20 protein-coding genes and 2 tRNA genes are annotated in these 25,731 nt (G+C 39.3%); 6 read left to right on the top strand and 16 right to left on the bottom strand.

Annotated features, from left to right (window positions below):
* Nucleotides 1–70: 70 nt before the first annotated feature.
* The 15 genes from I6F41_RS06970 to I6F41_RS07040 all read right to left on the bottom strand — a co-directional run bounded on the left by I6F41_RS06970 (nt 71) and on the right by I6F41_RS07040 (nt 21,202).
* Nucleotides 71–4,900 (bottom strand): NAD-glutamate dehydrogenase, encoded by a 4,830-nt coding sequence (locus I6F41_RS06970; RefSeq protein ID WP_011328348.1) that lies wholly within the window; start codon nt 4,898–4,900, stop codon nt 71–73.
* Nucleotides 4,901–5,110: 210 nt separating this feature from the next.
* On the bottom strand, nt 5,111–7,432 hold the full coding sequence (locus I6F41_RS06975; RefSeq protein WP_011328349.1) for an efflux RND transporter permease subunit: 2,322 nt from the start codon (nt 7,430–7,432) through the stop codon (nt 5,111–5,113).
* Nucleotides 7,432–8,427 (bottom strand): YCF48-related protein, encoded by a 996-nt coding sequence (locus I6F41_RS06980; RefSeq protein ID WP_011328350.1) that lies wholly within the window; start codon nt 8,425–8,427, stop codon nt 7,432–7,434. The genes I6F41_RS06975 and I6F41_RS06980 overlap by 1 nt, the downstream gene beginning before the upstream one ends.
* A 131-nt stretch (nt 8,428–8,558) precedes the next feature.
* On the bottom strand, nt 8,559–9,923 hold the full coding sequence (locus tag I6F41_RS06985; protein WP_197107985.1) for a DUF1329 domain-containing protein: 1,365 nt from the start codon (nt 9,921–9,923) through the stop codon (nt 8,559–8,561).
* Nucleotides 9,924–9,936: 13 nt separating this feature from the next.
* Nucleotides 9,937–12,036 (bottom strand): DUF1302 domain-containing protein, encoded by a 2,100-nt coding sequence (locus I6F41_RS06990; RefSeq protein ID WP_182683465.1) that lies wholly within the window; start codon nt 12,034–12,036, stop codon nt 9,937–9,939.
* 253 nt (nt 12,037–12,289) lie between these two features.
* Nucleotides 12,290–12,511 carry a DUF2835 domain-containing protein gene (locus tag I6F41_RS06995; protein WP_086998601.1) on the bottom strand — a complete coding sequence of 74 codons (222 nt, stop codon included), beginning with the start codon at nt 12,509–12,511 and terminating at the stop codon, nt 12,290–12,292.
* Nucleotides 12,512–12,514: 3 nt separating this feature from the next.
* Nucleotides 12,515–15,109: an aminopeptidase N gene (gene pepN / locus I6F41_RS07000; RefSeq protein ID WP_182683464.1), complete on the bottom strand. Its 2,595-nt coding sequence runs from the start codon at nt 15,107–15,109 to the stop codon at nt 12,515–12,517.
* A 48-nt stretch (nt 15,110–15,157) separates the two neighbouring features.
* Nucleotides 15,158–16,642: a Na+/H+ antiporter NhaC gene (nhaC, locus tag I6F41_RS07005; protein WP_011328355.1), complete on the bottom strand. Its 1,485-nt coding sequence runs from the start codon at nt 16,640–16,642 to the stop codon at nt 15,158–15,160.
* A 159-nt stretch (nt 16,643–16,801) separates the two neighbouring features.
* Nucleotides 16,802–18,826: a carboxy terminal-processing peptidase gene (prc, locus tag I6F41_RS07010; protein ID WP_011328356.1), complete on the bottom strand. Its 2,025-nt coding sequence runs from the start codon at nt 18,824–18,826 to the stop codon at nt 16,802–16,804.
* 26 nt (nt 18,827–18,852) lie between these two features.
* Nucleotides 18,853–19,491 (bottom strand): RNA chaperone ProQ, encoded by a 639-nt coding sequence (proQ, locus tag I6F41_RS07015; protein ID WP_086998613.1) that lies wholly within the window; start codon nt 19,489–19,491, stop codon nt 18,853–18,855.
* Nucleotides 19,492–19,506: 15 nt separating this feature from the next.
* Nucleotides 19,507–19,785: a hypothetical protein gene (locus I6F41_RS07020; protein WP_011328358.1), complete on the bottom strand. Its 279-nt coding sequence runs from the start codon at nt 19,783–19,785 to the stop codon at nt 19,507–19,509.
* Nucleotides 19,785–20,243, bottom strand: coding sequence for a GAF domain-containing protein (locus I6F41_RS07025; RefSeq protein WP_011328359.1), 459 nt, complete (start codon nt 20,241–20,243; stop codon nt 19,785–19,787). Before I6F41_RS07025 ends, I6F41_RS07020 begins: the two co-directional genes overlap by 1 nt.
* 128 nt (nt 20,244–20,371) lie before the next feature.
* Entirely contained in the window at nt 20,372–20,752 is a 381-nt protein-coding gene (locus I6F41_RS07030) for a hypothetical protein (protein WP_011328360.1), read from the bottom strand.
* A 167-nt stretch (nt 20,753–20,919) separates the two neighbouring features.
* Nucleotides 20,920–21,010: transfer RNA gene (locus tag I6F41_RS07035), tRNA-Ser, on the bottom strand.
* Nucleotides 21,011–21,111: 101 nt separating this feature from the next.
* Nucleotides 21,112–21,202, bottom strand: a tRNA-Ser gene (locus I6F41_RS07040).
* Nucleotides 21,203–21,453: 251 nt separating this feature from the next.
* On the opposite strand from I6F41_RS07040, the gene I6F41_RS07045 reads away from it, so the two are divergent.
* From I6F41_RS07045 to I6F41_RS07070, 6 genes are read left to right on the top strand one after another with little or no spacing between them, the layout of a single operon-like run.
* Nucleotides 21,454–22,119 carry a Bax inhibitor-1/YccA family protein gene (locus I6F41_RS07045; protein ID WP_041454448.1) on the top strand — a complete coding sequence of 222 codons (666 nt, stop codon included), beginning with the start codon at nt 21,454–21,456 and terminating at the stop codon, nt 22,117–22,119.
* A 54-nt stretch (nt 22,120–22,173) separates the two neighbouring features.
* On the top strand, nt 22,174–22,527 hold the full coding sequence (tusD, locus tag I6F41_RS07050; RefSeq protein ID WP_011328362.1) for a sulfurtransferase complex subunit TusD: 354 nt from the start codon (nt 22,174–22,176) through the stop codon (nt 22,525–22,527).
* The gene (tusC, locus tag I6F41_RS07055) at nt 22,524–22,880 is read left to right on the top strand and encodes a sulfurtransferase complex subunit TusC (RefSeq protein WP_041454449.1); all 357 of its coding nucleotides are present in this window, start codon (nt 22,524–22,526) and stop codon (nt 22,878–22,880) included. Before tusD ends, tusC begins: the two co-directional genes overlap by 4 nt.
* Nucleotides 22,881–22,900: 20 nt before the next feature.
* Entirely contained in the window at nt 22,901–23,167 is a 267-nt protein-coding gene (gene tusB, locus I6F41_RS07060; RefSeq protein ID WP_041454715.1) for a sulfurtransferase complex subunit TusB, read from the top strand.
* Nucleotides 23,168–23,170: 3 nt separating this feature from the next.
* On the top strand, nt 23,171–23,500 hold the full coding sequence (locus I6F41_RS07065) for a TusE/DsrC/DsvC family sulfur relay protein (protein ID WP_011328365.1): 330 nt from the start codon (nt 23,171–23,173) through the stop codon (nt 23,498–23,500).
* A complete protein-coding gene (locus tag I6F41_RS07070; RefSeq protein WP_011328366.1) occupies nt 23,500–24,183 on the top strand; it encodes a pseudouridine synthase in 684 nt (227 codons plus the stop codon). Before I6F41_RS07065 ends, I6F41_RS07070 begins: the two co-directional genes overlap by 1 nt.
* 65 nt (nt 24,184–24,248) lie before the next feature.
* Here I6F41_RS07070 and I6F41_RS07075 read toward each other — a convergent pair whose 3' ends face one another.
* Nucleotides 24,249–25,520, bottom strand: a complete 1,272-nt coding sequence (locus I6F41_RS07075; RefSeq protein WP_197107987.1) for a sensor domain-containing diguanylate cyclase — start codon at nt 25,518–25,520, stop codon at nt 24,249–24,251.
* Nucleotides 25,521–25,731 lie beyond the last annotated feature (211 nt).

The raw sequence follows: 25,731 nt of genomic DNA on the forward strand, positions 1-25,731 counted from the left end.
TTTTAACCATTAACTCATTATTTTCACCAAGGAAAATAATGAGTAGGCATTAATTATGGTTTTTATTCTATTACACGCAGTTATGGCTTAATAACATGAGTTCACGTAGTGCTACTGAAAACTTAGCAAAATCGTGAGTTTGTGATGTTCTAAACTCTGCAAGCATTTGCTTCCAACGTTGTAATAATAACTCTTGGCTATCCATCCATTGCTCAATTTGGCCATTAACATCTTTGTTATCATCGGCAAAACCGTTTAATACCACTTCTGCTAATGTACGTTGTTGCCAATCAAGCTCTTCGCGGTACGATGCACGCGCTAATGCCTGCCAATGGTTTGCTACTGGTTGCTTAGTAATTTGCTCTAAGAACCAATGTAAGCCCATGTTTGCACCAAGCTTGAAGTAAGTATGCGATACAGTATCGATACTTTGTTTCGAACTTGCTGAGATTTCAGCTAAGTCCATAGCAGAAAACAAGCTAGATAAACCAGTAATGCGATTAGCTAGTTCTGCAGGCACACCACTTTGTGTTAACTCTTGGGCAGCTGCAACTAAAAGCTCGCCTTCTTTATCAACCATATACGTTGTTAAATTAGCACTTAAATCTGCAAATGTTGGCGCAAAAAATTCAACTGTTTGGGTAATTGTTTGTGCTTTGTTGCGATGACGTAAGAACCAACGTGTTACACGACGAACCGTGCGACGTAATTGGTATAGCATTTCGGTTTGTACAGCAGCCGGAATTTTATTATCAAGTGCAACAACCGAGGCCCACGTATCGCTCATTTGGAACAACTCGCTGGCAATTGAATAACATAAAGCAATTTCAGCTTCATTTGCACCGGTTTCTTCATGCATACGCACCATGAAGTTAAGGCCCATATCGTTAACAATTTGATTAGCCAGTTTAGTGGCAATAATTTCTTTACGAAGTGGGTGATTATCCATCGCTTCGTTAAACTTCTCACGCAGTGGTAACGGGAACGAATTAACTAACAATTGACGGTAATATGGATTTTCCGTAATTTCATCTGTAACAAATGACTCTTTAAGTACCATTTTAGAGTACGACACTAAAATCGCTAACTCTGGACGTGTTAAGTCTTTGCCAGCTGCTGCACGTTCTGCTAATTCTTCATCACTTGGGATAAACTCAATCGCACGATTTAGCTTGCCTTCTTTTTCAAGAGCATGAATAAAGCGAATTTTCTCTTTAAGCGTTGATGAGCCTTTAGATTGAGTAATTGAAATAGTGTGTGTTTGACGATAACAATCATTCAATACCAGCTTAGACACTTCGTCTGTCATAGCGTATAAAAGTTCATCGCGTTGCTTGCGCGTTAAGTCACCTGAGGTAACTAAACCATTAAGTAAAATCTTAATATTAACTTCGTTATCTGAACAAGTAACGCCACCTACGTTATCAATAAAGTCAGTATTAACACGGCCGCCTTTCGCTGCAAATTCAATACGTCCTAACTGAGTTGCACCTAAGTTACCGCCCTCGCCAAATACTTTAGCACCTAGCTCGCCACCGTTAATACGCAGTGCATCGTTTGCACGATCCCCTACATCGGCGTCAGTTTCTTTGCTGCTCTTAACATAAGTACCAATACCACCATTCCACAATAGATCGTAATCCATCATTAGCGCAGCTTTGATCAGTTCAGTTGGTGTCATGCTGGCTTTTTTAGTGCCTAACATTTTTTTCATTTCTGGGCTTAGTGTAATCGACTTAGCCGCACGAGAGAAAACACCACCACCGGCAGAAATTAAATCTTTATTAAAGTCTTCCCACGATGAACGCGGTAATTTAAATAAACGTTCACGCTCAGGATACGTTGCTGCTGCATCTGGTGTTGGGTCAATAAAAATATGCATATGGTTAAATGCAACTTGTAAACGAGTATGTTTAGATAACAACATACCATTACCAAATACATCCCCTGCCATATCGCCAATAGCTACCACGGTAAAATCGGTTGTTTGACAATCAATATCCATTTCGCGGAAATGACGTTTAACTGATTCCCACGCGCCACGTGCTGTAATACCCATTTTCTTATGGTCATAACCCACTGAGCCACCTGATGCAAACGCATCACCTAGCCAAAAGTTATATTCATTTGCAATGCCATTAGCAATATCAGAGAAAGTTGCAGTACCTTTATCGGCTGCTACAACTAAATAAGCATCATCGCCATCGTGGCGAGTTACATCTACAGGCGCAACAATTTCACCTTGTACAATATTATCTGTGATATCTAACAAACCACGAATAAAGATTTTGTAACACTCTTGGCCTTCTTTTAAGAATGCTTCACGCTCAGTTGGCAATTGTTTACAAACAAAACCGCCTTTAGAACCTACTGGCACAATTACCGCATTTTTCACTTGTTGTGCTTTAACTAAGCCAAGTACTTCAGTACGGAAATCTTCACGGCGATCTGACCAACGCAAGCCACCACGGGCAACACTACCGTATCGTAAATGCACACCTTCAATACGCGGAGAATATACAAAAATTTCAAACGCCGGTAATGGTAATGGTACGCCAGGAATTAAGCTTGGCTTAATTTTAAACGATACATACGATTTAAATTGGCCATTGCCATCTTTTTGAAAGAAGCTAGTACGCAGTGTTGCCACTATCATATCAACGTATAAACGTATAATACGGTCATCATCAAGATTGGCTACGTTTTCAAGTTCTAAATATATTTCTGTACTAAGCTTTTCAAGTGTTTTTTCACTTGCAGGGCTTTTAACTGAGAACTTTTTAGTAAACAAGTTAACAATTTTTGCTGCAATGTGTGGATAATTTGCAAAAGTGCCTTCAATGTAAGCTTGCGAGAAGGTAACCCCAATTTGGCGCATGTATTTAGCGTACGCACGTAATATTGACGCTTCACGCCCAGTAAGACCACCCATTAATACTAAACGGTTAAAACCGTCGTTTTCTAAGCGGTTATTCCAAACACTGGTTAACGCAGCGCGAAAACGTGCTGAAATTTTATCAAAATCTGCCATCCCTTTGCTATCAATTAGCATAGAGAAATCCATGATCCAATTAATGCTACCATCGCTAGTTTTAACTGAATAAGGTGTTTCGCCAACGACACGTAAGCCAAAGTTTTCTAGCATCGGCATCACATCAGATAAGTGAATAGGCTCATCTTTATGAAATAAGCTTAAACGCACAACATTGCTGTTAGCTTCTTCTTGCGGGCGATAAAATAACATTTCAAGTTTGTTTTCATCGTTAAGCATTTCTAGCTTTTCAATATCAACAACAGCTGCACTTGGTAATACTTCATCTTTATATGAGCGAGCAAATGCTTGAGCATACTTACGGTTTAATTCATTACCGCGTGCTTCGCCAGCTTGCTCTAGTAAGGCTGATTGTAATTTATCTTCCCAAGTACGGGCCGCTTCAACTAAATTGTTTTCAATGTCTTTCACTTTATACTCTATATTATTATCAGTCACACGCACGGTATAATGAGTACGGGCTAGTGTTGACTCAGAGAAATAGGTTGTAAATTCGACTTTTTCGTCAGAATTAAATGCATTTGCTAAAATATTTTGCGTTTCATGACGCAGTGCCGTGTTATAGCGCTCACGTGGTACATAAACCATACATGAGAAAAAACGTCCATAGGCATCTTTACGTACAAACAAGCGACACATATCACGCTCTTGTACTTGCAACACGCCCATTGCAACTTCTAGCAATTCGCTTTCGCGGGCTTGTACAAGTTCATCTCGCGGGTAGGTTTCTAAAATATTAAGCACCGCTTTATAAGCATGGGTGCCTTTGGCAAAATCACACATTTGCATAATACGGTCAATTTTACTTTTAAGAACCGGTACGTCTGCCGCACTGTAGTTATAAAAGTTTGACGAGAACAAGCCAATAAAGCGATCCTCACCAATAACATTGCCTTTGTCATCAAAACGTTTTACACCAACATAGTCGATATAAGCCGGACGATGTACGCGTGATAATGAGTTAGTTTTAGTTAAAATTAGTAAGTTACTACTACGCGCATCTTGGCGAGCAGCTTCTGGTAATTCAGAAAGTAGACGAGTGTGTTCTACACCGGCATTTTTCATCAAACCTAAACTGGTTTCCATTACGCCTTTTAACTCGTAATCACCCTGTATTGGCGATAACTCATATTGGCGATAGCCCATTAGGGTAAAGTTGTCTTTAACTAACCAGTCTAAAAACTCAACCGTTTCATCTACTTCAGCATTATTTTTGCCAGCACGACGTTTTGGTAGCTCTTTACTAACTGCAATTAGCTTTTCGCGAATTGGCTGCCAGTCTTCTACCGCTACCGATACATCTGTAAGTACAGACTCTAACTCTTGTTTGAAAGACTCAATCACAGCTGAATCTGTTTGACGGTCAATTTCAATAAAGAATACTGTTTTGGTCGAGGTTGATTCTTGCTCTGCTTTTAAACCAGATAAACCTGAGATCTTGTCATTTTCATCTCGTTGGATTTTAAGCGGGCTATGTAGTAATAAGTGAGAGGCAATATTTTCACGAGTCATGGCCATACGTACTGAATCAACTAAAAACGGCATGTCTTTAGCTATAATCTCAACAATGGTATGCGATGACTGCCAGCCATCTTTTGCCACTTCTGGGTTGAAAACGCGAATAACCGCGTCATCAGACGTGTTCTTTTCTAGCGAATTCCAAAGGCTTAGTGCAGCACCATATAAGTCACTATCGTTACGATTAGCCAAATCCTCTTTAGACATATTGCTGTACAAGGCTTTGGCGAATTTTTCAACGAGTAACACATTATCAGCGCGAACTTTTTTGTGGATAAGCTTACAAACATTATCTAAAATAACTGAGGCTTGACCTTCATTTCGTGTCATTGTTTATTCCTTAAATCTATTACTGCTTAATAGCAGAATATTTGTACAGCATTTATTAGCGTGGAGTCGAGCAAATTCTAACTCGTTTACAACTAATAAACAGCCTTTTACGATGAAAACATTTTTAGCTTTTCAGCTATTTGGTCATCTATTCACAAATTATAGATATAAATGGCCTTTACAGGCCATTTAGGAGCAAACTTATTCACTTTATTTTTTCTGGTCAGTCCAGAGCAAGCTACCAATTGCTGGTAAAAGCAGCACTGCACCCAGCATATTTACTAAAAACATGAAGGTAAGCAAAATTCCCATATCAACTTGAAATTTCAAATCAGAGAAAATCCAAGTACTCACGCCAATAGCAAGTGTAATACCGGTAAATAATACTGCACTACCGCGCTCAATTAACGCATTTCGATAAGCCACACTCAGCGGTACATTTTGTTTTAACTGCCCCATCATCGACGACAATATATAAATACCATAATCAACGCCTATACCCACACCTAATGCAATAACTGGCAGTGTAGATACGGTTAAGCCAATTTCCAGCTGTACCATTAGTGCTTGTGCAAGAGTAGATACCACATACAGAGGTAACACTACTGCAATGGTTGCTTTTACGCTTCTAAAGCTTAGTAAACACAAAACAATTACAGCGCCGTAAACATACAGCATCATCGGAATTTGCGCCGCTGACACTGACTCGTTTGTGGCTGCCATTACACCTACTGGGCCTGATGCGAGTTTAAACGCAACTTTATCTGTACCCTCTTCTTGTGCAAAGCGTTTAACACTTTCAATTACAAGATCAATTGTTTGCGCTTTATGATCATCTAAAAAGATAATCACTGGCATCACTGAGCAATCGCCGTTGAGTAATCCCGTGCTGGTTTCTACCCGCGAGGTAGATTGTACTAAGCTTGCAGAGTTACGTGGCAGGCTTTGCCATTTAAGGTTACCTTCGTTATAACCGGCATTTACCGACTGCGCTACCGAGCTTAAGCTTACCGCTGATTGCACACCGGCAACATTCTCTACTTTGTATTGAAAACGGCTAATACGCTGCATCACATCATGCTCAGTACATGCTGCAGGATACGCTTCTACAATTACCTTTAAGATATCAGACGAAATGGTGTATTTGTCCGAGATTAAAAATGTGTCTTGGTTATAGCGTGCATCTTGGTGCAATGATGGTGCGCCAGCATGTAAGTCCCCAATACGCATTTTATCAGCTTGCCAATAACCAAGTGCAAATAACACTAAAGTAAAAGCAATTATCATTTTAGCAATTTTAGGATCGGTGGCTTTAACCAATAAATCTCTAATTGCATCAAGCATATTTGGTTTTTTAGCATCACCCGATTGAATATGTACACTATTTTCAAAGTGCATATACGACGCCCATACAGGGAGTAAAATCAGGTTAGTAAATATAATTACCGCAACACCTAAACTAGCAGTTATAGCAAGCTCTCTAATAATACCAATGTCAATGGTTAGCAGAGTTAAAAAGCCAACCGTATCCGATAACAACGCAATGCCGCCTGGGATCAATAATGCTCTAAAGCTTGACTGACAACATTCTCGCGTACTTTTACCCTCGCCTACTTTTTTACCTATCGCGTTAATCATCTGCACACCATGGCTCACACCAATTGCAAATACTAAAAAAGGTACCAAAATAGACATAGGATCTAAGCCAAAGCCTAAACTCGACAGTAGCCCTAATTGCCAAATTACAGCAATGATCGAACACATTATAGGTAAAATAGTCAGCTTTAAACTGCCACAAAATAGCCAAACCATAATAAAAGTAAAGGCAATCGCGATGGCAAAAAATACCACCACACCTTTTGCACCTTCGGCTATATCACCGGCCATTTTAGCAAAACCAATTATATGAATACTCACCTTGTCGGTGCTTAGCGGTTCACGTAGTTGTGTTTCGAGTTTTTGCGCAAATGCTAAGGTATCGAGCTTTTCTTGGGTTTGCGGATCGGTTTCCATTAATTGCGCTGTCACCATCGCACACGAATAGTCACTGGCAATCATGCGCCCAACTACTTTCGCTTTTTCGATATTTTCTTTAACGACCCCTAAACCCTGTTTATCGGCTTTAAAATTAGCAGGAATTATTGGCCCGCCGGCAAAACCATCTTCAACTACTTCAACAAATCGAGCGCTGGGTGAAAATATTGAATTTACTAAAGGTCGATTAACACCTGGGATAAAATATAGCTGGTCGTGTACCGCTTTTAATTGGGTAAAAAATTCAGGATTAAAAATATCGCCGCTGTCGTCACACACCGAAATTAAAATACTGTTAGCGCCACCAAACTGCTTTTCGTGTTTGGTGTATACCTTCATATAATCGTGGTTTAACGGAATGTTTTTATTAAACGAGGCATCAAGTTGAATTTGTGTCGCTTTAAATGCCAATAAACAGGTTATAAGCACAAAGCTTATAAGCATAATTAAGCGATGTTTAAATATCGCATTTTCTATAAAGTCTAAAATCTTATGCATTAAGGGGTCAACTCCTTCACTTTAATGCCATCTTCTGTTGCCATGATTAGTTTATTATTTAAAATCACACCATCTAGAATTGCTTTACCGTCGGCCAATTGCTCATGTGTAAGCTCAGCGTTTTGCAAATGAAAAATCACGCCGCTATTGGCCAACATTAGCCATTGTTCATTGTTATAATTTATGATGTTGTTAATCGTTGCTGTTTTTTTATTATCAAGGTGCTGCCAATTTTGATCACCTTGCTGGCGAGTAAAAACATTGCCTCGTAATCCTGCCACTACCTCTTGCTGCGCATTGGCGCTAAATGCAAAAAATGATCCTGGGTAAATTTCGTCAACTCGCTGCCATGTTAAGCCTGCATCGGTACTTTTTGCCATTAAGCCCATTTCACCCACTAACATTAAACCGTCTGGAGTTTGCTCAATGCGGTTAAAGTGCGGCAAAATTGAGGCTGTTTCTGCTTCATAACCTTCTGGGTCATGTTCTTTTAAATCACTCAAATATTCTCTATCGTCACTAAATAATAGCGAGTCTAAAAAACGTTTTTGCCAGTGCTTACCACCGTCGCTGGTTTGATAAAACATGCCATAAGCCCCCACAGCATAACCATGTAGCTCATCTTTAAATAAAATATCTAAACACGGTTTATCTATCTCTGGCTTAGCTTGTTGTAAATGCCACGTTTTACCACCATTTGTAGTATTTATAATTGTTGCATCGTGCCCACAGGCCCAGCCATTGTTTTCATTAGTAAAATCAACCGCAGTTAACAATACTTGAGTTGGCACCGATTCTGCTTGTTGCCAATCAATACCATTAATACTTGTAATTACAGTGCCATGCTTACCAACAGCCACTAAACCCGCTTTAGTTTGGGTAATATCAGTCAATAACGTTTTATCGGCGTTTATTGCACTAATAGCAAATTGAGGAGTTTCTTGTGCAACACTCGCACCGCTGAGGATCAGGCTGGCATATACCAAATACTTCATAAATTTAAATCGCCTTGAACTGGGGAATTGTTTGTCTATTTAGGTGAGGAAAAGCCCTGCGCGTCAAAAAGACAAACGCGATGAGAAAGGAAAAAAGGCACCTAACCAATCGGTTAGGTGCCTACTATTAACTATCTACCTTCGCGACGTAATGCGCTTGATGTAAACTCATTGTCGTTAAACGACTGAGAAAAATCATACATTTTGTGCTGGTTATCTAAACCAATTGCTAAGTAACGACGAGAGTTTAAATCATGATAAACCTCTAACGTACTCCACTGCGTTGGTACTTCATAGTAGTTAAGGCCATAAGCCATAGCTACACGGTAAAGTTGGTCACGGTTATCGTAAATATCGGTAACCTGTACTTGCCAGCTATCTTCATCAATATAAAACACACGTTTTTTATAAATATGGCGCGTATCATCTTTTAATTTAGCTTCAACCACCCACACACGGTGCTTTTCGTAGCGTGTATGCTCAGGGTTAATATGTCCTGGCATTAATATTTCGTCATAGCTTAGTTTATCGCTATGGAGCTTATAACTATTGTATGGAATATAAAGCTCTTGCTTACCTTTTAATGTCCAGGTGTAACGGTTTGGTGACCCGTTAAACATGTCAAAGTCATCAGTAGTACGTAAGCTGTCAGCTGCTGTACCTGGTGCATCATAAGCAACGTTAGGTGCACGACGAACACGACGTTGACCACTGTTGTAGGTCCATGCTTGGCGTGGCGTTAATATTTGGTCCATGGTTTCATGCACTAATAACGCAGTACCCGCTAGGCGTGCCGGCTCTGTTACTTTTTGTTTAAACTTAAACAAAATATTTGAGTCTTGCAGTTGCGCAGGTGTAGCACTTGGATCTGAGTATTTAACTAGTAGTTGCTCATCAAAACCAACATAGTTATACGAACCCGAAGCGGTAGGTGCTGCTTGGCCGCCAAAACGCTCAATAGACTGACCACGGTAACGTAGCAAGTGATTCCAAATTGCCTCTAAACCAGTTTTAGGAATAGGAAATGGAATACCAATTGCTGTACTTTTAATCCCATTACCGCCTTCTATTAGCTCTGCAGTGGGTGCAAATTGCTTAGTTGCATCATATACAAATTGCGGGAACGAAGCAGAGCGACGAGTTGCATATACTGGCATTTTAAAGGTATCTGGATACGCTTCAAATAACGCAATTTGGCCAGGGCTTAAGTTCGCTTTATATTTTTCAATATTGCTTTTATCAATAGTAAACAACACTTTATCCGTATTAAACGGGTCTAAGTGATGCATACCTGCTTTATAACCTGCCGGTGCTGCGGTAATACCACCATTCCACGCAGGAATAGAACCATCTGCATTGCCTGCTTTTTGAGCGCCTAGTGGCGTTAAGTCTGCACCTAAGCGCGCAACTTCTTCGCTGCTAATTTTAGCTAAAGCAGCGTGACTTGCAAACAAGCTACAAAATGCAGTAGCAATGAGGGTAGGTTTTTTAATCATAATAATATTACCCCTAAATAGAATATTTTAAGTTAAATGAAATGTAATCGCGATCAGAGAAGGTATTAATGTCGCCGCCACCCCAAAATGAGTTGTAGCTAACATCTAATGACCACGCATTTTGATAGTTAAAGTTCATGGTTGCACCTAACGATTTACGATCCTCTATAAACAAAAACATAGGATCTGGCGTGCTACCATTTACGTCATGAGAAAATACAAAACGTGGCGAAAAGTTAATACCGTTATACAGGTTATAATAATCACCTTTAGCAATTAAGCGATAACCCCACGATGTAGCCGTAGCAAATTGTTTTTGCTCTGCTCCATTTGATAACGCCATATGTAGCGCAGAATAATCAGAACTGCCCGGGCCGGTCATAACGCCACTACGCCCAGTACCAGAAACGTTTAAACGCATTTCATCGTACTCCGGCATACTATGAATACGCACGCCACCAACCTCACCTACCACAGCCCAGCTATCTGCACCCAAAGATGGGCCAAATAAATGCGTCGCGGTAAATTGTAATTGACTGGTATTACGCTCTATATAACCTTTTGCTAGCTCGCCTGGGCCAACAACACTAACTGCATTGCCTTGGCTCATTTGTGAAATACCTGCAAATTCAGGGCGTAAACCTGCCACTGCTAATTGCTCTGGCATTGCAGCGTAAAGTAGCTCTACGTCATCAATTTGTAGTGGTTCATCTTCGCGAAAAGTAAACTCACCGGCAAACGCAGTTTCACCTAAAGATGTGTTGAAGCTCAAACCATAGAGTTTAATGTCTTCTGGGTATTCATTTTTTGCTAAAGAGAAAGCTCTTAAATTATGAATATTATCTTCAGTGATTTCGGTCGTTGTAATCATTGCTAAATCTTGGGCAAGTGAAGCTTGAGTGAAATTAGACACTCGACCAGATACTAACGGGCGACGGCTATGATAATTCACATGATAAAATGCCACTTCCGTGTCATTAAATTCAGGTAAAAACACGCCTAAACGTAAACCGTATTGGCCGCCGTCATCCGGCTCTACTTTACCTTCATCGCCTTTACCTTTTAGTGCTACCTTAGTTGGATAGGCTAAATACATTTCGGCCAGTAGCGCTTTGCCTTGAGCACTTGAAGGATCAACGCCTTTGAGTGAGGCTGCTAGGGCAAAGTCAGAGGTTAAATTATTTAAACTGTCGGTTAAAAATGCTAAATCAATATCAGGATTTGAAGTAAAACCTAACTGCACATTTTGCTGATAACCATTTTCAGATGCAAAGTCATTGGTAGAAAAATACGTTCCCGTTGCTGGTAAGCGTGTTTCTTGCCATTGGTATTGATAAAAACCCTCTAAGGTTACGTTATCAGTAATACCTAACGACGCCCATAACATACCAACAGGTATAAAGGCTTCTTTAAGCTCTGCACCAGGCGCTTTTAAACGGTCTATGTCAACTGGGTTAACGTTAATACCATGCGATATTAATGTACTTTCACCCCAATTTATTACTTGTTGACCAACGCGAATTGATAGTGGGTTTTTTCCTTCATTTAAATCAAAGCTTGCCCATACATACGCATCTAATAAACGGATGTCAGCACAGCTTTGTGCTTTTGTATCTTTGTCATCACATGGATCGACGCCTTGGCCTGAGGTAGGGTTTACATAAGCACGATCGCCATCCATTAACTCAAAGTCATAAAAATACATAAATCGAGTAAACAAACCATAATTATCTTTACTGATAGATAGATCATGGGTGCCCTTTAATAGTTTTGAAAACGAATCACCACTATCAAAGTTTAAATCGCCTGCATCACCATTGTTTGAATATGATCCTGGTTGCGCCCACACATCTTGCGATGAGTAAACGGTATTGTTTAAGGCTGGGTTATAACCCGTCCAATCGAATGAAGGGTTGTTACTTTTACCTATTAAGCCAAAGTCTCGGTCTTCTACACGAATACTTTGTCCATAAGAAAAAGTGGAGTCGAAAGTTATATCAAAACCTCCGGCTTCAAAAACTGCCGCTTGTGCAGTCATTGCAGATAACCCTAAGCTTGCGGCTGCTAAACCTATAGCGATTTTATTTTTAACAAAAAGCGATCTTCTTATCATTTTGGTTTCCCCCCTGTCGCGGGTCATTTTGTGTGATCAAGTTATTGTTTTTAGTGTAATCGTAACGATAGAAGCGAATTAAACAAATTACAAACAGTCGCCTTCAATCAGTCATAATCTTTTTTTATTCACTGACGTTTACGCAATGGTAAGACGTCATACCAGTAATTTATACACGCAAATTAACAATAGGACAAATCGAAATTAACAAAAAGGCAATATTTATGTATATCTATAACATAAATACAAGCGCTTAGGCTACTCGTTCGAGGCGGATAAACTTATTTTCGGGGGTAAGTATCAATCTAAACCTACCTCGCACCCCTAAACTAGAAATGTAGGGGCGCAGGTAGTTTGCGGCAAATCGAATGGTTTTACCGCTGTCATCTACAACTTGTACTGAGCTATAACGTCCATGGTAGTAATCCATGCATTCGTTGTAGCTCAAATTTAATCTAAAATAATATTCAATCATGATTTAATTTAAGGCTTTTTCAACCTTCTCAAATAAATCGTCGCTCAGCGTATCTAAATCAGCTAAACGCTGCAGTTGTGTTTTCATTGCTGCAGAACGTACTTTATCGTAACGTTTCCACGACATAAAAGGCGTTAACATGCGTGATGCATTTTGCGGATTAATAGTATTGAGCTTAATGAGTAAATCACCAAGCAAAGCATAACCTTTACCATCTAGGCGATGAAATTGCGCGGTATTAAAGTGGCTAAAACTGCCAATTAAAGCACGCACTCGGTTAGGATTTGAAAAGTCAAAACAAGGATGTTCATACAGTGCTTTAATATTGTCAATTGCATCATCACCCGACTGCATGGCTTGCAGTGCAAACCATTTGTCCATTACTAATACGTCGTGTCGCCATTGGCTATCAAAATGTGCAAGCAAGGTGTCACTTAATGTATGCGACGCTTTTATAGCACCACTGAGCGCACCGAGCACATTGGTCATATTAGTTGAGCTTGCAGCTTCTTTTATAAATTCAGCCGCTGGTAAACTGTCTGTTTTTGCTAGGTAATACAAACATTGTTGTTTTAATGAACGTATTGCCACAGCAGCCGCATTAACACTGCCATCGTCTTCAAGTGCTTGGTAACAATTAATAAATTCTTGTTCAAGGGTATCAGCTATTTGCTGTTCAAACTGCTGTGTAATAGTAAGAATGGCATCAACTGGGATCGTCTCAAACTCAGCTGCTAAGGTATCAAAGCTAGGGAGTTTTAACAGTTCAGCAAGTAATGCCAAGTCACCTGCTCTACTGGCTATTAATACCTGTAATGCTGCTATTATTTCATTACTTAATGGTTCAGGTTTTTTGCTTGCAATACCACGCTTAACCGCATTAATAAATAGCTGTTGCTGTGCATCCCAACGCGAAAAATCGCTACGCGCAAAGCGCATTATGTGCAATAGGTCTTGATCGTTACTGTGCTGCTTTAATATACACGGGGCTGAAAAGTCTTCCAATAAAACGGCAACAGGTTGCTCTGCTAGCTGATCAAAATTAAATGTTTGCGTTGCTTTAGTTACATCAAGCACATGATCAACGCTCTGACCTTTATATTGTAACGGTACACTTTTCCCCTTGCTATCTAACAGCTCAATTGCAAAAGGAATATGCAAAGTATCGTTTTGTGGCTGATTAATTGGCGCAGCCTGCTCAATGGTAAGGCTAAACGTTTGCGTCTCGCTATGGTAACTTTGTTGTACATTTAAACGAGGAGTACCCGATTGGCTATACCAGCGTTTAAATTGCTCTAAGTTAATATTAGATGCATCACTCATAGCACTTACAAAATCGTCACAGGTAACCGCTTGGCCATCGTGGCGTTCAAAGTAAAGTGTCATGCCCTTTTGAAAGTTAGTTTCACCAAGCAAGGTGTGCATCATACGTATAACTTCAGCACCTTTGTCGTATACAGTCACAGTGTAAAAGTTATTCATTTCAATTACTTTTTCTGGACGAATAGGATGCGCCATAGGCCCTGCATCTTCACTAAACTGGTGAGTACGCATTACTTTAACGGCATCAATACGGTTTAGCGCTCGCGAGCCCAAATCACTGCTAAATTCTTGATCTCTAAATACTGTTAAACCTTCTTTTAACGATAACTGAAACCAATCTCTGCAGGTTACGCGGTTGCCGGTCCAGTTATGAAAGTATTCATGCCCAACAATAGATTCAATGGTGTGATAGTCTTTATCGGTAGCGGTTTCTTGATTTGCCAAAACACACTTACTATTAAAAATATTAAGCCCTTTATTTTCCATCGCTCCCATGTTGAAAAAATCAACGGCAACAATCATATAAATATCAAGGTCATACTCTAAATTAAAGCGTGTCTCATCCCACTGCATCGCTTTTTTAAGTGAGCTCATTGCATGTGGTGTTTTTGACAAGTTACCTTTATCTACAAATAAGGCTAAATCAACATTCTTACCACTTTTTGTAGTATAGCTATCATTTAACACATCAAAGTCACCCGCCACTAAAGCAAATAAGTAACTTGGCTTCTTAAACGGATCTTGCCACTTAGCAAAATGACGACCGTCTTGCGTTTCACCGCTATCTACCATGTTGCCATTAGAGAGTAACTGCGGGTATTTTTTGTCTGCTATTATGGTTACATCGAATGTTGATAAAACATCTGGACGGTCCATATAGTAAGTTATTTTTCTAAAACCCTGCGCTTCACACTGAGTACAATAAGCCCCACCCGATAAATAAAGTCCTTCTAAAGAAGTATTTGTTTGCGGAGAAATTTCGGTCACTATACTAAGTTGGCAGTGATCTGGTAGGTTATTAATAATGAGTTGCTCACCCACTATTTTATAATCGCTAATATCATGAGTATCTATTGAAAGCGACACTAAGCGTAAATCAATGCCATCGAGTACTAAAGGTGCCGTTTTAGCGCCCACGCGGCTCAATGTAAGTAGCGCAGTGACTCTTGTTGTTAACGGCTGTAAATCAAAGTTAAGCTCGGTGTGATTAATTAAAAAGTTTGGCGCTTGGTAGTCTTTTAAATATTGTGTTTGCGGTTTTTGTGCGGCAGTCATAAATACTCCAAAAACAGCCTCTTTTATGTTTAAAAGAGGCTGTTTAAATTAAGCTGTCTGTTTTGGTTTAATACGTAATATTTTAATACCTAAATAAGCGTAAATAATTGCCAAGACAGGGTTAATTAAATTAAAGAAAGCATACAGTGCATAGTCAAATGGATTGATCAGTAACACGCTTTGCATATATGCACCACAGGTATTCCATGGGATCAGCGGGCTAGTAATTGTGCCGCCATCTTCTAAGGTACGCGATAAATTAACCGGCTTTAAACCACGGTTTGCGTATTCTTCTTTAAACATCCGCCCCGGTACCACAATAGCAATATATTGATCCGCTGCAATGACGTTTGTACCAATACAAGTCGCTATAGTTGCAGTGATTAACGACCCTGTGCTTTTTGCGATTTTAAGAATACTCTTAACAAACACATCTAACAGTCCCGTTTTTTCCATAATAGCGCCAAACATCAGTGCCGTCATAATTAGCCAGGTTGTTGTAAGCATACCTGACATACCACCACCACTGAGGAGCGCATCCATATTGTCGTCTTGGGTACTAATACTAAAACCATCAAAAAAAGTGGTCCAAATTAATTTAAAGTAGCCTATTAGCTGGCCTTGGCTTATGTCTATTTGGCTGGCAATTAAATCAGATTGAAACAACACAGCCCACACAGCGCCAAGTACCGCGCCTATCGATATAGCAGGAAACGCTGGCATTTTGCGTATCGCAAGTACCAAAAGTACAATTAAAGGCACTAGCATTTCTAAACCAATATTAAAGTTTTGCTGCAAAATAGCAGTAATTTCATCAATACGCCCTGCTTCACTCGATGCAGTCGCGTTAAACCCCATAAATATAAAGATTATTAAGGCAATTACAAAGCTCGGTACTGTAGTCCATAGCATATGCTGAATATGTTCAAATAAATCTGCCCCCACAACCGCAGGCGCTAAATTAGTAGTCTCTGATAGTGGACTAAGCTTATCGCCAAAATACGCGCCCGATATAACCGCACCAGCCGTTACTGTTTGCTCTAACCCTAAGCCTGTAGCAACGCCTAATAAAGCCACACCTATTGTAGCCGCTGTGGTCCACGAACTACCAATGCTCATTGCTACAATGCCACAAATTAAACAACTAGCTGCATAAAACCAACTCGGATTAATAACCTGTAAGCCATAGTAAATTAGCGTAGGTACTGTGCCCGAAAGCAACCAAGTGCCTATTAACGCACCTACCATAAGTAAAATTAAGATAGCACCTAACGACAAGGTGATCCCTTCAATCATCGCATCTTCTAGTTTTTTCCAATTGTAGCCATTTTTTAGACCTATTAATGCTGCTGCAAAAGTAGCAAATAACAAAGCTATTTGATTTGGCCCAGAAGAGGAATTATCACCAAATAGATAAACAGCCGCACCAAGTAAACAAATGAGAACTGAGATTGGAATGAGTGCATCAAAAAACGAGGCGGGTTTTATTGGTTTTTCTTCTAATGACTTCAAGATAAAGACTCCTACACACATCTAATGCATGTTAATTATTCTTCTTAGCACATACAGCGCATTAATCGAGCAACATTGATCTAGCTCAACTTTGTGTAATCAGCGATTATAACAATCTTGTAAATTATGGGTAGCAAAAAAGGCGCAATTGCGCCTTTTTTTATAGAGGTAAACCAATTATTACTTTTTGGCTATACGCCCGTATTTAATATAGTCTTGAGTGATCAGGGCTGCTTCCTCTAAAAATGGATCCAGCTTTTCAATTACTTCCGGCACATCATCTAGGTTTTCGATTGGTTTTTCACCTAAACGCGCTAAACGCTCATTAGTACGCACTAAAGCGCGTGCTTCATTTTCATCTTTTTCTTTAATACGCTGAGCTTCTACTAACGAAATAGTTTTGCGGTCTTTCTCTTCGTTGTAGCGAGTAATGTCTTCAAATACATAATTAAACTCTGGCTCTGACTGAATACGCTGCGCATGTTGCTTATCTAAATACGTAATAATCGGTTTTAAGTCACCCATTTCTTGGTATCTAGCGCGTACTATGCTATCCCACGGCAGTGCATTATCTTGTTTGCTTTCTCCCCACTCTGCGGGATCAATTGCAGATGGAAACGAAATATCAGGAATAACGCCTTTGTGTTGTGTGCTACCACCATTTATGCGGTAAAACTTAGCAATTGTATACTGCACACTGCCAAGCTCGTTGTCGTACAGGTCGTACGCTCGCCCTAAGCCTTTGTGCTGTTGTACAGTGCCTTTACCAAAGGTTTGCTCGCCAATCACAATACCGCGACCATAATCTTGTATCGCTGCTGCAAAAATTTCAGAAGCAGATGCACTGTATCTGTCTACTAGAACAGTTAACGGGCCATCGTAGTACGTAATACCATCGCGGTCTTTCTGCTCTTCAATACGATTATTAAGAGTGTGAATTTGTACCACAGGACCTTGATCGAAAAACAATCCAGAAAGCTGTGTTGCCTCGTATAAAGAACCACCACCATTTTGACGTAAATCTATAATAACACCGTCTACTTTAGCTTCTTTTAGTTTAGCTAGTTCAACTTTTACATCTTGCGACAAGTTATTATAAAAGCCAGGTATTTCAATAACGCCTATTTTACTGGTTAAATCGGAATACTGTGCTTCAAACACTTCAGATTTGGCTGCTCTGTCTTCTAGGCGTATTTTATCTCGGGTTATTTCAACTATTTTAGGCGTACCGTGCGCATCAGCGCCTTTTAGATACTGTAAACGTACTTTTGTACCTTTAGGGCCTTTAATTAAATCAACCACGTCATCTAAGCGCCAACCTATCACATCAACAAACTCTTTACCGTCTTGGGCAACGCCAATAATGCGGTCATCGGCTTTAATTTGTTGTGATTTATCGGCAGGACCACCCGGTACTAAACTGCGAATAACGGTATAGTCTTCGTCTGGGCTTAATACTGCACCTATGCCTTCAAGCTCTAGGTCCATATCCATTTTAAATTGCTCTGCACGGCGCGGCGATAAATAAGAGGTATGCGCCTCTATACTGCGTGCAAGCGAATTCATTACTATTTGAAAGGCATCTTCGGATTTTGATTGTACTAAACGCTTTTGTGCATTTTTATAGCGCTTTACAAGTACATCTTTTATACCTTCCCAATCTTTACCGGTCATTTTTAAGCGCAGTGCGTCATATTTAACGCGCTCACGCCATATTTCATCAAGTTCGTCTTGGGTAGTTACCCAATCAGCATCTTCTCGATCAAAAAAGTATTCATCTTGTTTATCAAACGTCATCTCATTTTCAAGTAATGAAAGCGAGTAATCATAACGCTCAAAGCGACGTTTAAGGCTTAGGTTAAAAATATCAAACGTAAAGCCTAACTTGCCGGTTACCAATGCGTTATCAAAGCCATTACGATATTGCTCGAATGACGCAATATCGCTGGCTAAGAATACACTTTTATTAAAATCAAGGGATTCGATATAACGATCGTACACTTTACTTGAAAGCTCATCGTTAAATCGAACCGGTGTATAGTGTGAACGAGTAAATAAGTTAACCACTCGTTTGCTGGCTGTAGCATGTTGACTTTCTTGCTTGAGCAACGGTAAGTCTTTTAACGTAACGGCTTCAACGGCAGCAAATAATGAACCTGAAAACAGGGCAGCAACTAACGGAATGAGCGTAAACTTTTTACTCATACACAACTCCTTAATTTATTTTCAGCTTAAATAATGTATAAGCTGTCAGCTTTGGTTTTAACTTGCATACCAGTCACTAATTCAACATGAACGTCGTCTTTGTTCACTTCAGTGATTATTGCATTAACAAGTGCTTGGCCAAGTTTAACCTTAACCTTATTATTAACCTTGACCTCACTTGCTGGTAAAGGTTCAATTTTTCCTGAACGCTTAACCGGTGCGGCTTTAGCTGTTTTATCTGCTGAAGTAGCATTTTTAGCGGCATGAGCAGGTTTCTTTTTGAAAGATTTTGCATCTGCATCTGGACGCGGACGTTGCTGCTTTTTGCGTTTAGCCATTTTCGCGCGGCTTTCTTCCAATGCTTTTTGTGCATGGTCGATATGCTCTTGCTCAACTTTTTCAGCTTGATTACCATCAAGATCAATACGAAACTCTGACTTAGTCACAGCTTCTAAATAACGCCAGTTAGACGTGTATTTTCTAAGCGCTTGGCGCACTTGAGTCTTGCTTACTTTTTCAGACCCTTCAATACGCTCAGCAATATCTTTAAAAATACCGACTTTAAGCGGTTTGATACCGTCTTTTTGTTTAAAACACTGCGGGAATTCTTGATATAAAAATTCCAACACTTCGTTCATATCTTTTAGCTTGTTTGTGGTTTCCATTTTAGAACCTATTTTTCACATCTTTTCATCAAGGGACGAATCAACATAGTGTATTACCCAGTCGACCAATTCTTCGAAGTCGGCCTCAATTACAGCCATATCACCACGAAGGTGTTCCCAAATACCATTAATTGTTTCATCGATAAATTCACACTCGGCTTCGTCTGGTAGACGATCCCAAGCAATATGAATCAAATCATTGAGCGTTTCCGCTACATGTTCTTCATCGCCTTCCCAATCGCCCACATCTTGTACGGCAAAAAGGTAGTCTTGAACATTTAGCAAGTCTTTCATTATAGGCTTGCCTCTAAGCATTTTACTAATGCTTCAAGACCCGCTTGATCGTCAGTATCAAATCGGCTAATACTTGGGCTATCTATATCAAGTACAGCAAATACTTTACCAGCTTTCATAATAGGTACAACTACTTCAGAATTTGACGCTGCATCACAGGCTATATGCCCATCAAAAGCGTGAACATCTTCTATTAATTGTGTTTGTCCGGTTGCAGCGGCGGTTCCACATACACCCTTTCCTACCGGAATTCGAATGCAAGCTGGGTTACCTTGAAACGGACCAAGCACTAATTCGGTAGGTGAATCCATAAAATAAAAGCCCGCCCAATTTACATCATCTAATGAAGTAAATAACAGCGCGCTTATATTTGCCATATTAGCAATTACATTCGATTCACCGCCTATCAGCGATTGCGTTTGCTTAACTAATGACTGGTAAAAATCGTGCTTTTGCATACCAAACTACTTCTTATTAAACATACAGTAGCTAAAGGTACTCTTTGTCGTGAAAAATTGAAACCTTTTGCGGCTAAAAAAAAGGAAAATGCACGCTTTATCAGCATGCTTGCTTAATAATGCTACGATTATTTTTTTGCGGTTTTACGCAGCCCAAACAAAAACAGCCCTGCAGCAAACCCAGACATCACACTATTTATTAAAAATATCTCGCCCGTAGTAGCACTAAGTAAGTAACTAAAAATAGCGCCGCCTAATAAACCAAGCGTTAAAACCCCTGAATAATTTACTTTAGCGTACTTAAACATAAGTAAGTAACCTGGCACTACAAATGCGGCCATCGTTAACCCTACAATATGTGCGTTTGCTATTGCCGTCATCAATAATTGAAAAAATATTGATAAAAAGTCGCCACTCATAGCAAGGCCATAATAAACACCCAACATACCACCAATAATGATTGGGGAGAGTAATGAAAGCCCGACACTTTTTGCAAGTTGATGTTTCATCGTAAAATCCTTAAATATACAAACATAAGCCTCAATAATATAAGCATGCCCTAAGCGAGGTAGCTTATAAATAGAGACTATGGTCGTAATTTAAACTTACAAAACAAACGCGTTATTTTATATGAGGCACAAAAAAGCCCGCTAATTAAGCGGGCTGTTTTGTTATATGGTGGAGAGATAGGGATTTGAACCCTAGATGGGCTATAAACCCATGCCGGTTTTCAAGACCGGTGCATTCGACCACTCTGCCATCTCTCCGATACTGCTATAGTTAAAAATAAGAGTGTATTTTTAACTATTTTAAATAAATGCTTACTATTGATTTTAAAAACCATAACACCATTTATTTGTTAAATAAGTGGTGGAGAGATAGGGATTTGAACCCTAGATGGGCTATAAACCCATGCCGGTTTTCAAGACCGGTGCATTCGACCACTCTGCCATCTCTCCGCACGGCCTGAATAATAGGGAAAGCGCAGAGGTTTGTGAAGCTTTATTTTAAATTAATTGTTTAAGTGATTAAAAAACAACTAATTTGTTTAAAGTTAAAGCAAAAGTGGCCTGTATTAATTGTAATTGAACTTTTATTTAAATATTTCACTCTATTGAACTACAAAGGTTTGCCCAAACATATAAGAGTTGTTAATCTAAATTTAGTTAAATTATCGGAACTACTCAGTTTCAACCACAGGAGCTCTACAATGGCGTTTAATCAATCGTACAATACCGCTAAACCGGTAATGTCTACCATTGAAACAAACAAGGTGCTTAAAAACACCTACCTATTACTTGCTATGACACTCGCATTTAGCGCTGTTACAGCGGGTATTTCAATGGCACTACAGTTACCATACTTTATGGGATTAGTGTTCACACTTGTCTCGTTCGGCTTATTATTTGTAGTAAATAAAAAAGCAGAAACTGCATCTGGTGTATTTTGGGTATTTGCTTTTACCGGCTTAATGGGCGCAGGCCTTGGCCCAATGCTTAACCACTATGCAGAAATGCCTAATGGCCCTATGCTAATTATGCAAGCGCTGGGCTCTACCGCGCTGATATTTTTTGGTTTATCGGCTTATGCACTTAACACTAAAAAAGACTTCTCATTTATGGGTGGCTTTTTAACGGTTGGTTTAATCGTTGTTATTGTGGCAAGCATTGTTAATATTTTCATCGGTAGTTCACTGATGTTTATGGTACTTAATGCTGCTGTGGTATTAATTATGTCTGGTTTAATTTTATTTGATACCAGCCGTATTATTAACGGTGGCGAAACAAATTATATTCGCGCAACTGTGTCACTTTACCTAAGTGTATATAACTTATTTACTTCATTACTTGCTCTGCTTGGCGCAAATAATGACTAATTAAAAAGTTCTGTTAAAATAGCCCCTTAATTGGGGCTTTTTTTTGGAATAATTTTGTCGCGTTTCGTCTTGTCTTTACATACTCCACCCTCTGATCACGATACTACGCAGCGTTTAGTTAAATTTGCGCACGCTTGCTTAGCGCAAGGACACACCATAGACGCTATATTTTTATATCAGCAAGGGGTTTATCATGCTTCAAACCACTTTGATCTTCCCACTGATGAGCTACAAATTCCGATGTTATGGCAGCAATTAGCAGATCAAAAAATTAATTTAATGTTATGTGTAACCGCCGCTGAAAAACGTGGTTTAGACATTAAACACACCAATGTGTTTAATGTTGCTGGGCTTGCTGAATTTGCCATGCTTGCTAGTGATGCCGACAAATGGATACAGTTTAAATGATTAACGTACTCGTAATGAGCCAATGCAGTCCTTTTGATGACTTGCATATTCGCGACGCCCTAGACATGACCCTCATATTTGCAGCTGTCGATCAGAATATCAGTTGGCTATTTAGTGGCCCAGCTGTACTGGCACTAAAAAAGCAACAACAACCAAATATGCTTGGTATAAAAGATTTTTTTAAAAACATTAAAACATTGGAAATTTATGACGTTGAAAATATTTACGTCTGCGAAAAGTCACTACTCGATTATGGCTTAAACAAAAATGATTTATTGTTAGATGTGCAAGCACTAAACTTTGATCAGCAAAAAGCGCTAATTAAAACCCAGCAACATGTGGTGAACCTATGAGTAACCTACAAACTAATGCTTTGAGCACCTTACATATATTTTCTAAACCACTTAGCTACTACAGCGCCAATCGATTAGAAAACCTAATTCAAGCAACTGATATTGTACTTCTGGTTGGCGATGCCTGTTATGCAGCAAAGCAGTATCGACAATTTGCCGAATCATTGTTTATTTTAGCGCCTGATGCGAGTGCTCGCGCTATAAAGCTAAATAATAACGATAAAGTAATTAGCTATGACGAATTTGTAACCCTTAGCTTATCAACCAATCAATCTATTACCTGGTAACTTATGCTTGAAATTAACAACCAACAGCTTGAAACAGACAAACAAGGTTATTTACTTGACCATACTTTATGGTCAAAAGAATTAGCGCCCATTATTGCACAGCAAGAAAACATTAGTTTAACTGAGCAGCATTGGGAAGTTATTAACTTTGTTCGCAACTTTTACCTAGAATACAACACCAGCCCCGCTATTAGAATGCTGGTAAAAGCCATGGCTAAAGCACTCGGTGAAGATAAAGGTAATAGCCTATATTTATATAAATTATTTCCTAAAGGCCCGGCAAAACAAGCGACTAAAATTGCCGGCTTACCAAAACCTGCCAGGTGCATATAATGAATAATAAGTCAGCTAATAAGCAAGAGTACACAGCTAAACCCAAACGTAATACTGGCAGAACCTATTCTCGCAGCACGCTAAAAAGCGTCGCTTCAAAAAGAGAAATAAAACCAGCAATAGCTGCACAAGATATAAAAATAGTCTTATTTAATAAGCCTTTCGACGTTTTGTGCCAATTTACTGATGATGCCAACAGAAAAACCCTTGCTGAATTTATTCCTATAAAAGAAGTTTACGCTGCAGGCAGACTCGACAGAGACAGTGAAGGTTTATTACTGCTCACCAATTGCGGTAAATTACAAAACACCCTAACCGCACCGGGTAAAAAAACCAGTAAAACTTATTGGGTTCAGGTAGAAGGTGAGCCGAGCTCAGAGTCAATTGCTGCACTATGCACAGGCGTAGAATTAAAAGATGGCCTTACATTACCCGCTAAAGTGAGCATCATCAGTGAGCCAACAGTATGGACGCGTAACCCGCCAGTAAGAGAGCGAAAACTAATACCTACAACTTGGCTCAGCATAACAATAAGTGAAGGGCGTAACCGCCAAGTTAGACGCATGACAGCACATATTGGGCACCCTACTTTGCGTTTAATTCGCTATAGTATTGGTAAGTACACCCTAGATGGCATTAAAAACGGCGAGTATAAAGTCATGACAGGTATAGAGCATACCTAACTGATGTAAACCAACTTACAATCGCTAATTTATAAGCCATTATTAACTTTAAATTAGCGTTTAAGCTATTTGCCAGGGCTTAGCGCAATACAATTACGCCCTTGGTTTTTTGCATAATAAAGAGCATCATCGGCAGCTTGAATAAATGTTAAATGATCATCACACTGATGATGATTAACAGTATTAATTCCCATGCTTACTGATAAATACCCTGTAAAGCTATCTTCATGCACAATTGCCAACATTTCAATTGCTTTTTGAATTTGTTCAGCCACAAATAGCGCCCCTTGTTTATCTGTTTGTGGTAGCAATACAACAAACTCTTCGCCCCCATAACGGGCAACAAAATCCTCTGGACGACTCACTGTGTCGGCAAGTTTTTGTGCCACAGCGTATAAGCACTTATCGCCTGCAATATGCCCGTGACGGTCGTTAAATTTTTTGAAGTTATCAATATCAATTATAATGAGTGAAAGCTGACAGTTTGCTAATTTAACACGGGAAAATTCATCAACAATTTTTTCATCAAAGCGGCGCCTATTGGCAATTTTGGTTAACGAATCTAAAAACGCCATTTCGCTTAAAATCTCATGTGCTTTAATCCGCTCAGTGGCGTCATTAAAAACAACCAAAAATTCATTACCAATATTAATACCCGATACTTGCATAATGACTTGCTCACCATTTTTGCAGGTTATTTGGTAGTCGTTTGCAGGAATATCGCCTTTATTACTTTCGGCTTGTGCAAGCGATGCGTTCCATAATGCCCGAGCAGCATTTCTTTTATCAATATCTGGGTAGGCTTTTTCCCACCAAATATCTACATTGGGCGTATCATTTATAGTAAAACCAAATACATCAATATAACGCTGGTTAACTTTTAATATATCACCCGTTTCAACGCACACATTACAAATAGGCATAGGAAGCACTGTAAATAATTTCGCATAATGGCTCAGCTCATGATTACGCATAGGGTGATGCGTGTGAGCAATTAAATACTTTTGTTGTGGGTCGTTATGTTCGTTAAGTAATTTGGCATTCATAGTCGCTACAAAATGCCATTCAACCCACCATGCTTCTAAACGCTCTAATAATGCTTTTTCTACTTTTAGATTAGGGGTCAACGACTGTTCAATTAATTTAAATAACTCAACAATAGGATGTGGCTCTTGGAAAAAAATAGGGGGGGTTATTGTGATCAATTCATCAAACAAATAATAAGCTGTTTCTTTAAGTTCACTCAACGGGTTATTAAGCAACTCACTTATATCGGTTTTTTTTGAGTAATCTAAAATAAAAGATTTTACTTTGTTGACGTGAGAAGCATAGTTCATATATTCATTCCATTGAGTATATTAATAATAACCTTAGTTACGCTTAAATATAACACTATAAAGCAATATAAAGCTATAACTCCCCTACTATTACACAGCTAATATTCACACTTATTTACTATTTATATTTATTTTGCTTACTGCAAATAGCAAAAACGTTTTGCTGACGCTATAAAAATAACTACAAAAGCGCTGCATTAAGGCTAAGCCT

The sequence above is a fragment of the Pseudoalteromonas sp. SCQQ13 genome, from assembly GCF_015864415.1.
GTDB classification, from domain to species: Bacteria; Pseudomonadota; Gammaproteobacteria; order Enterobacterales; family Alteromonadaceae; genus Pseudoalteromonas; species Pseudoalteromonas nigrifaciens.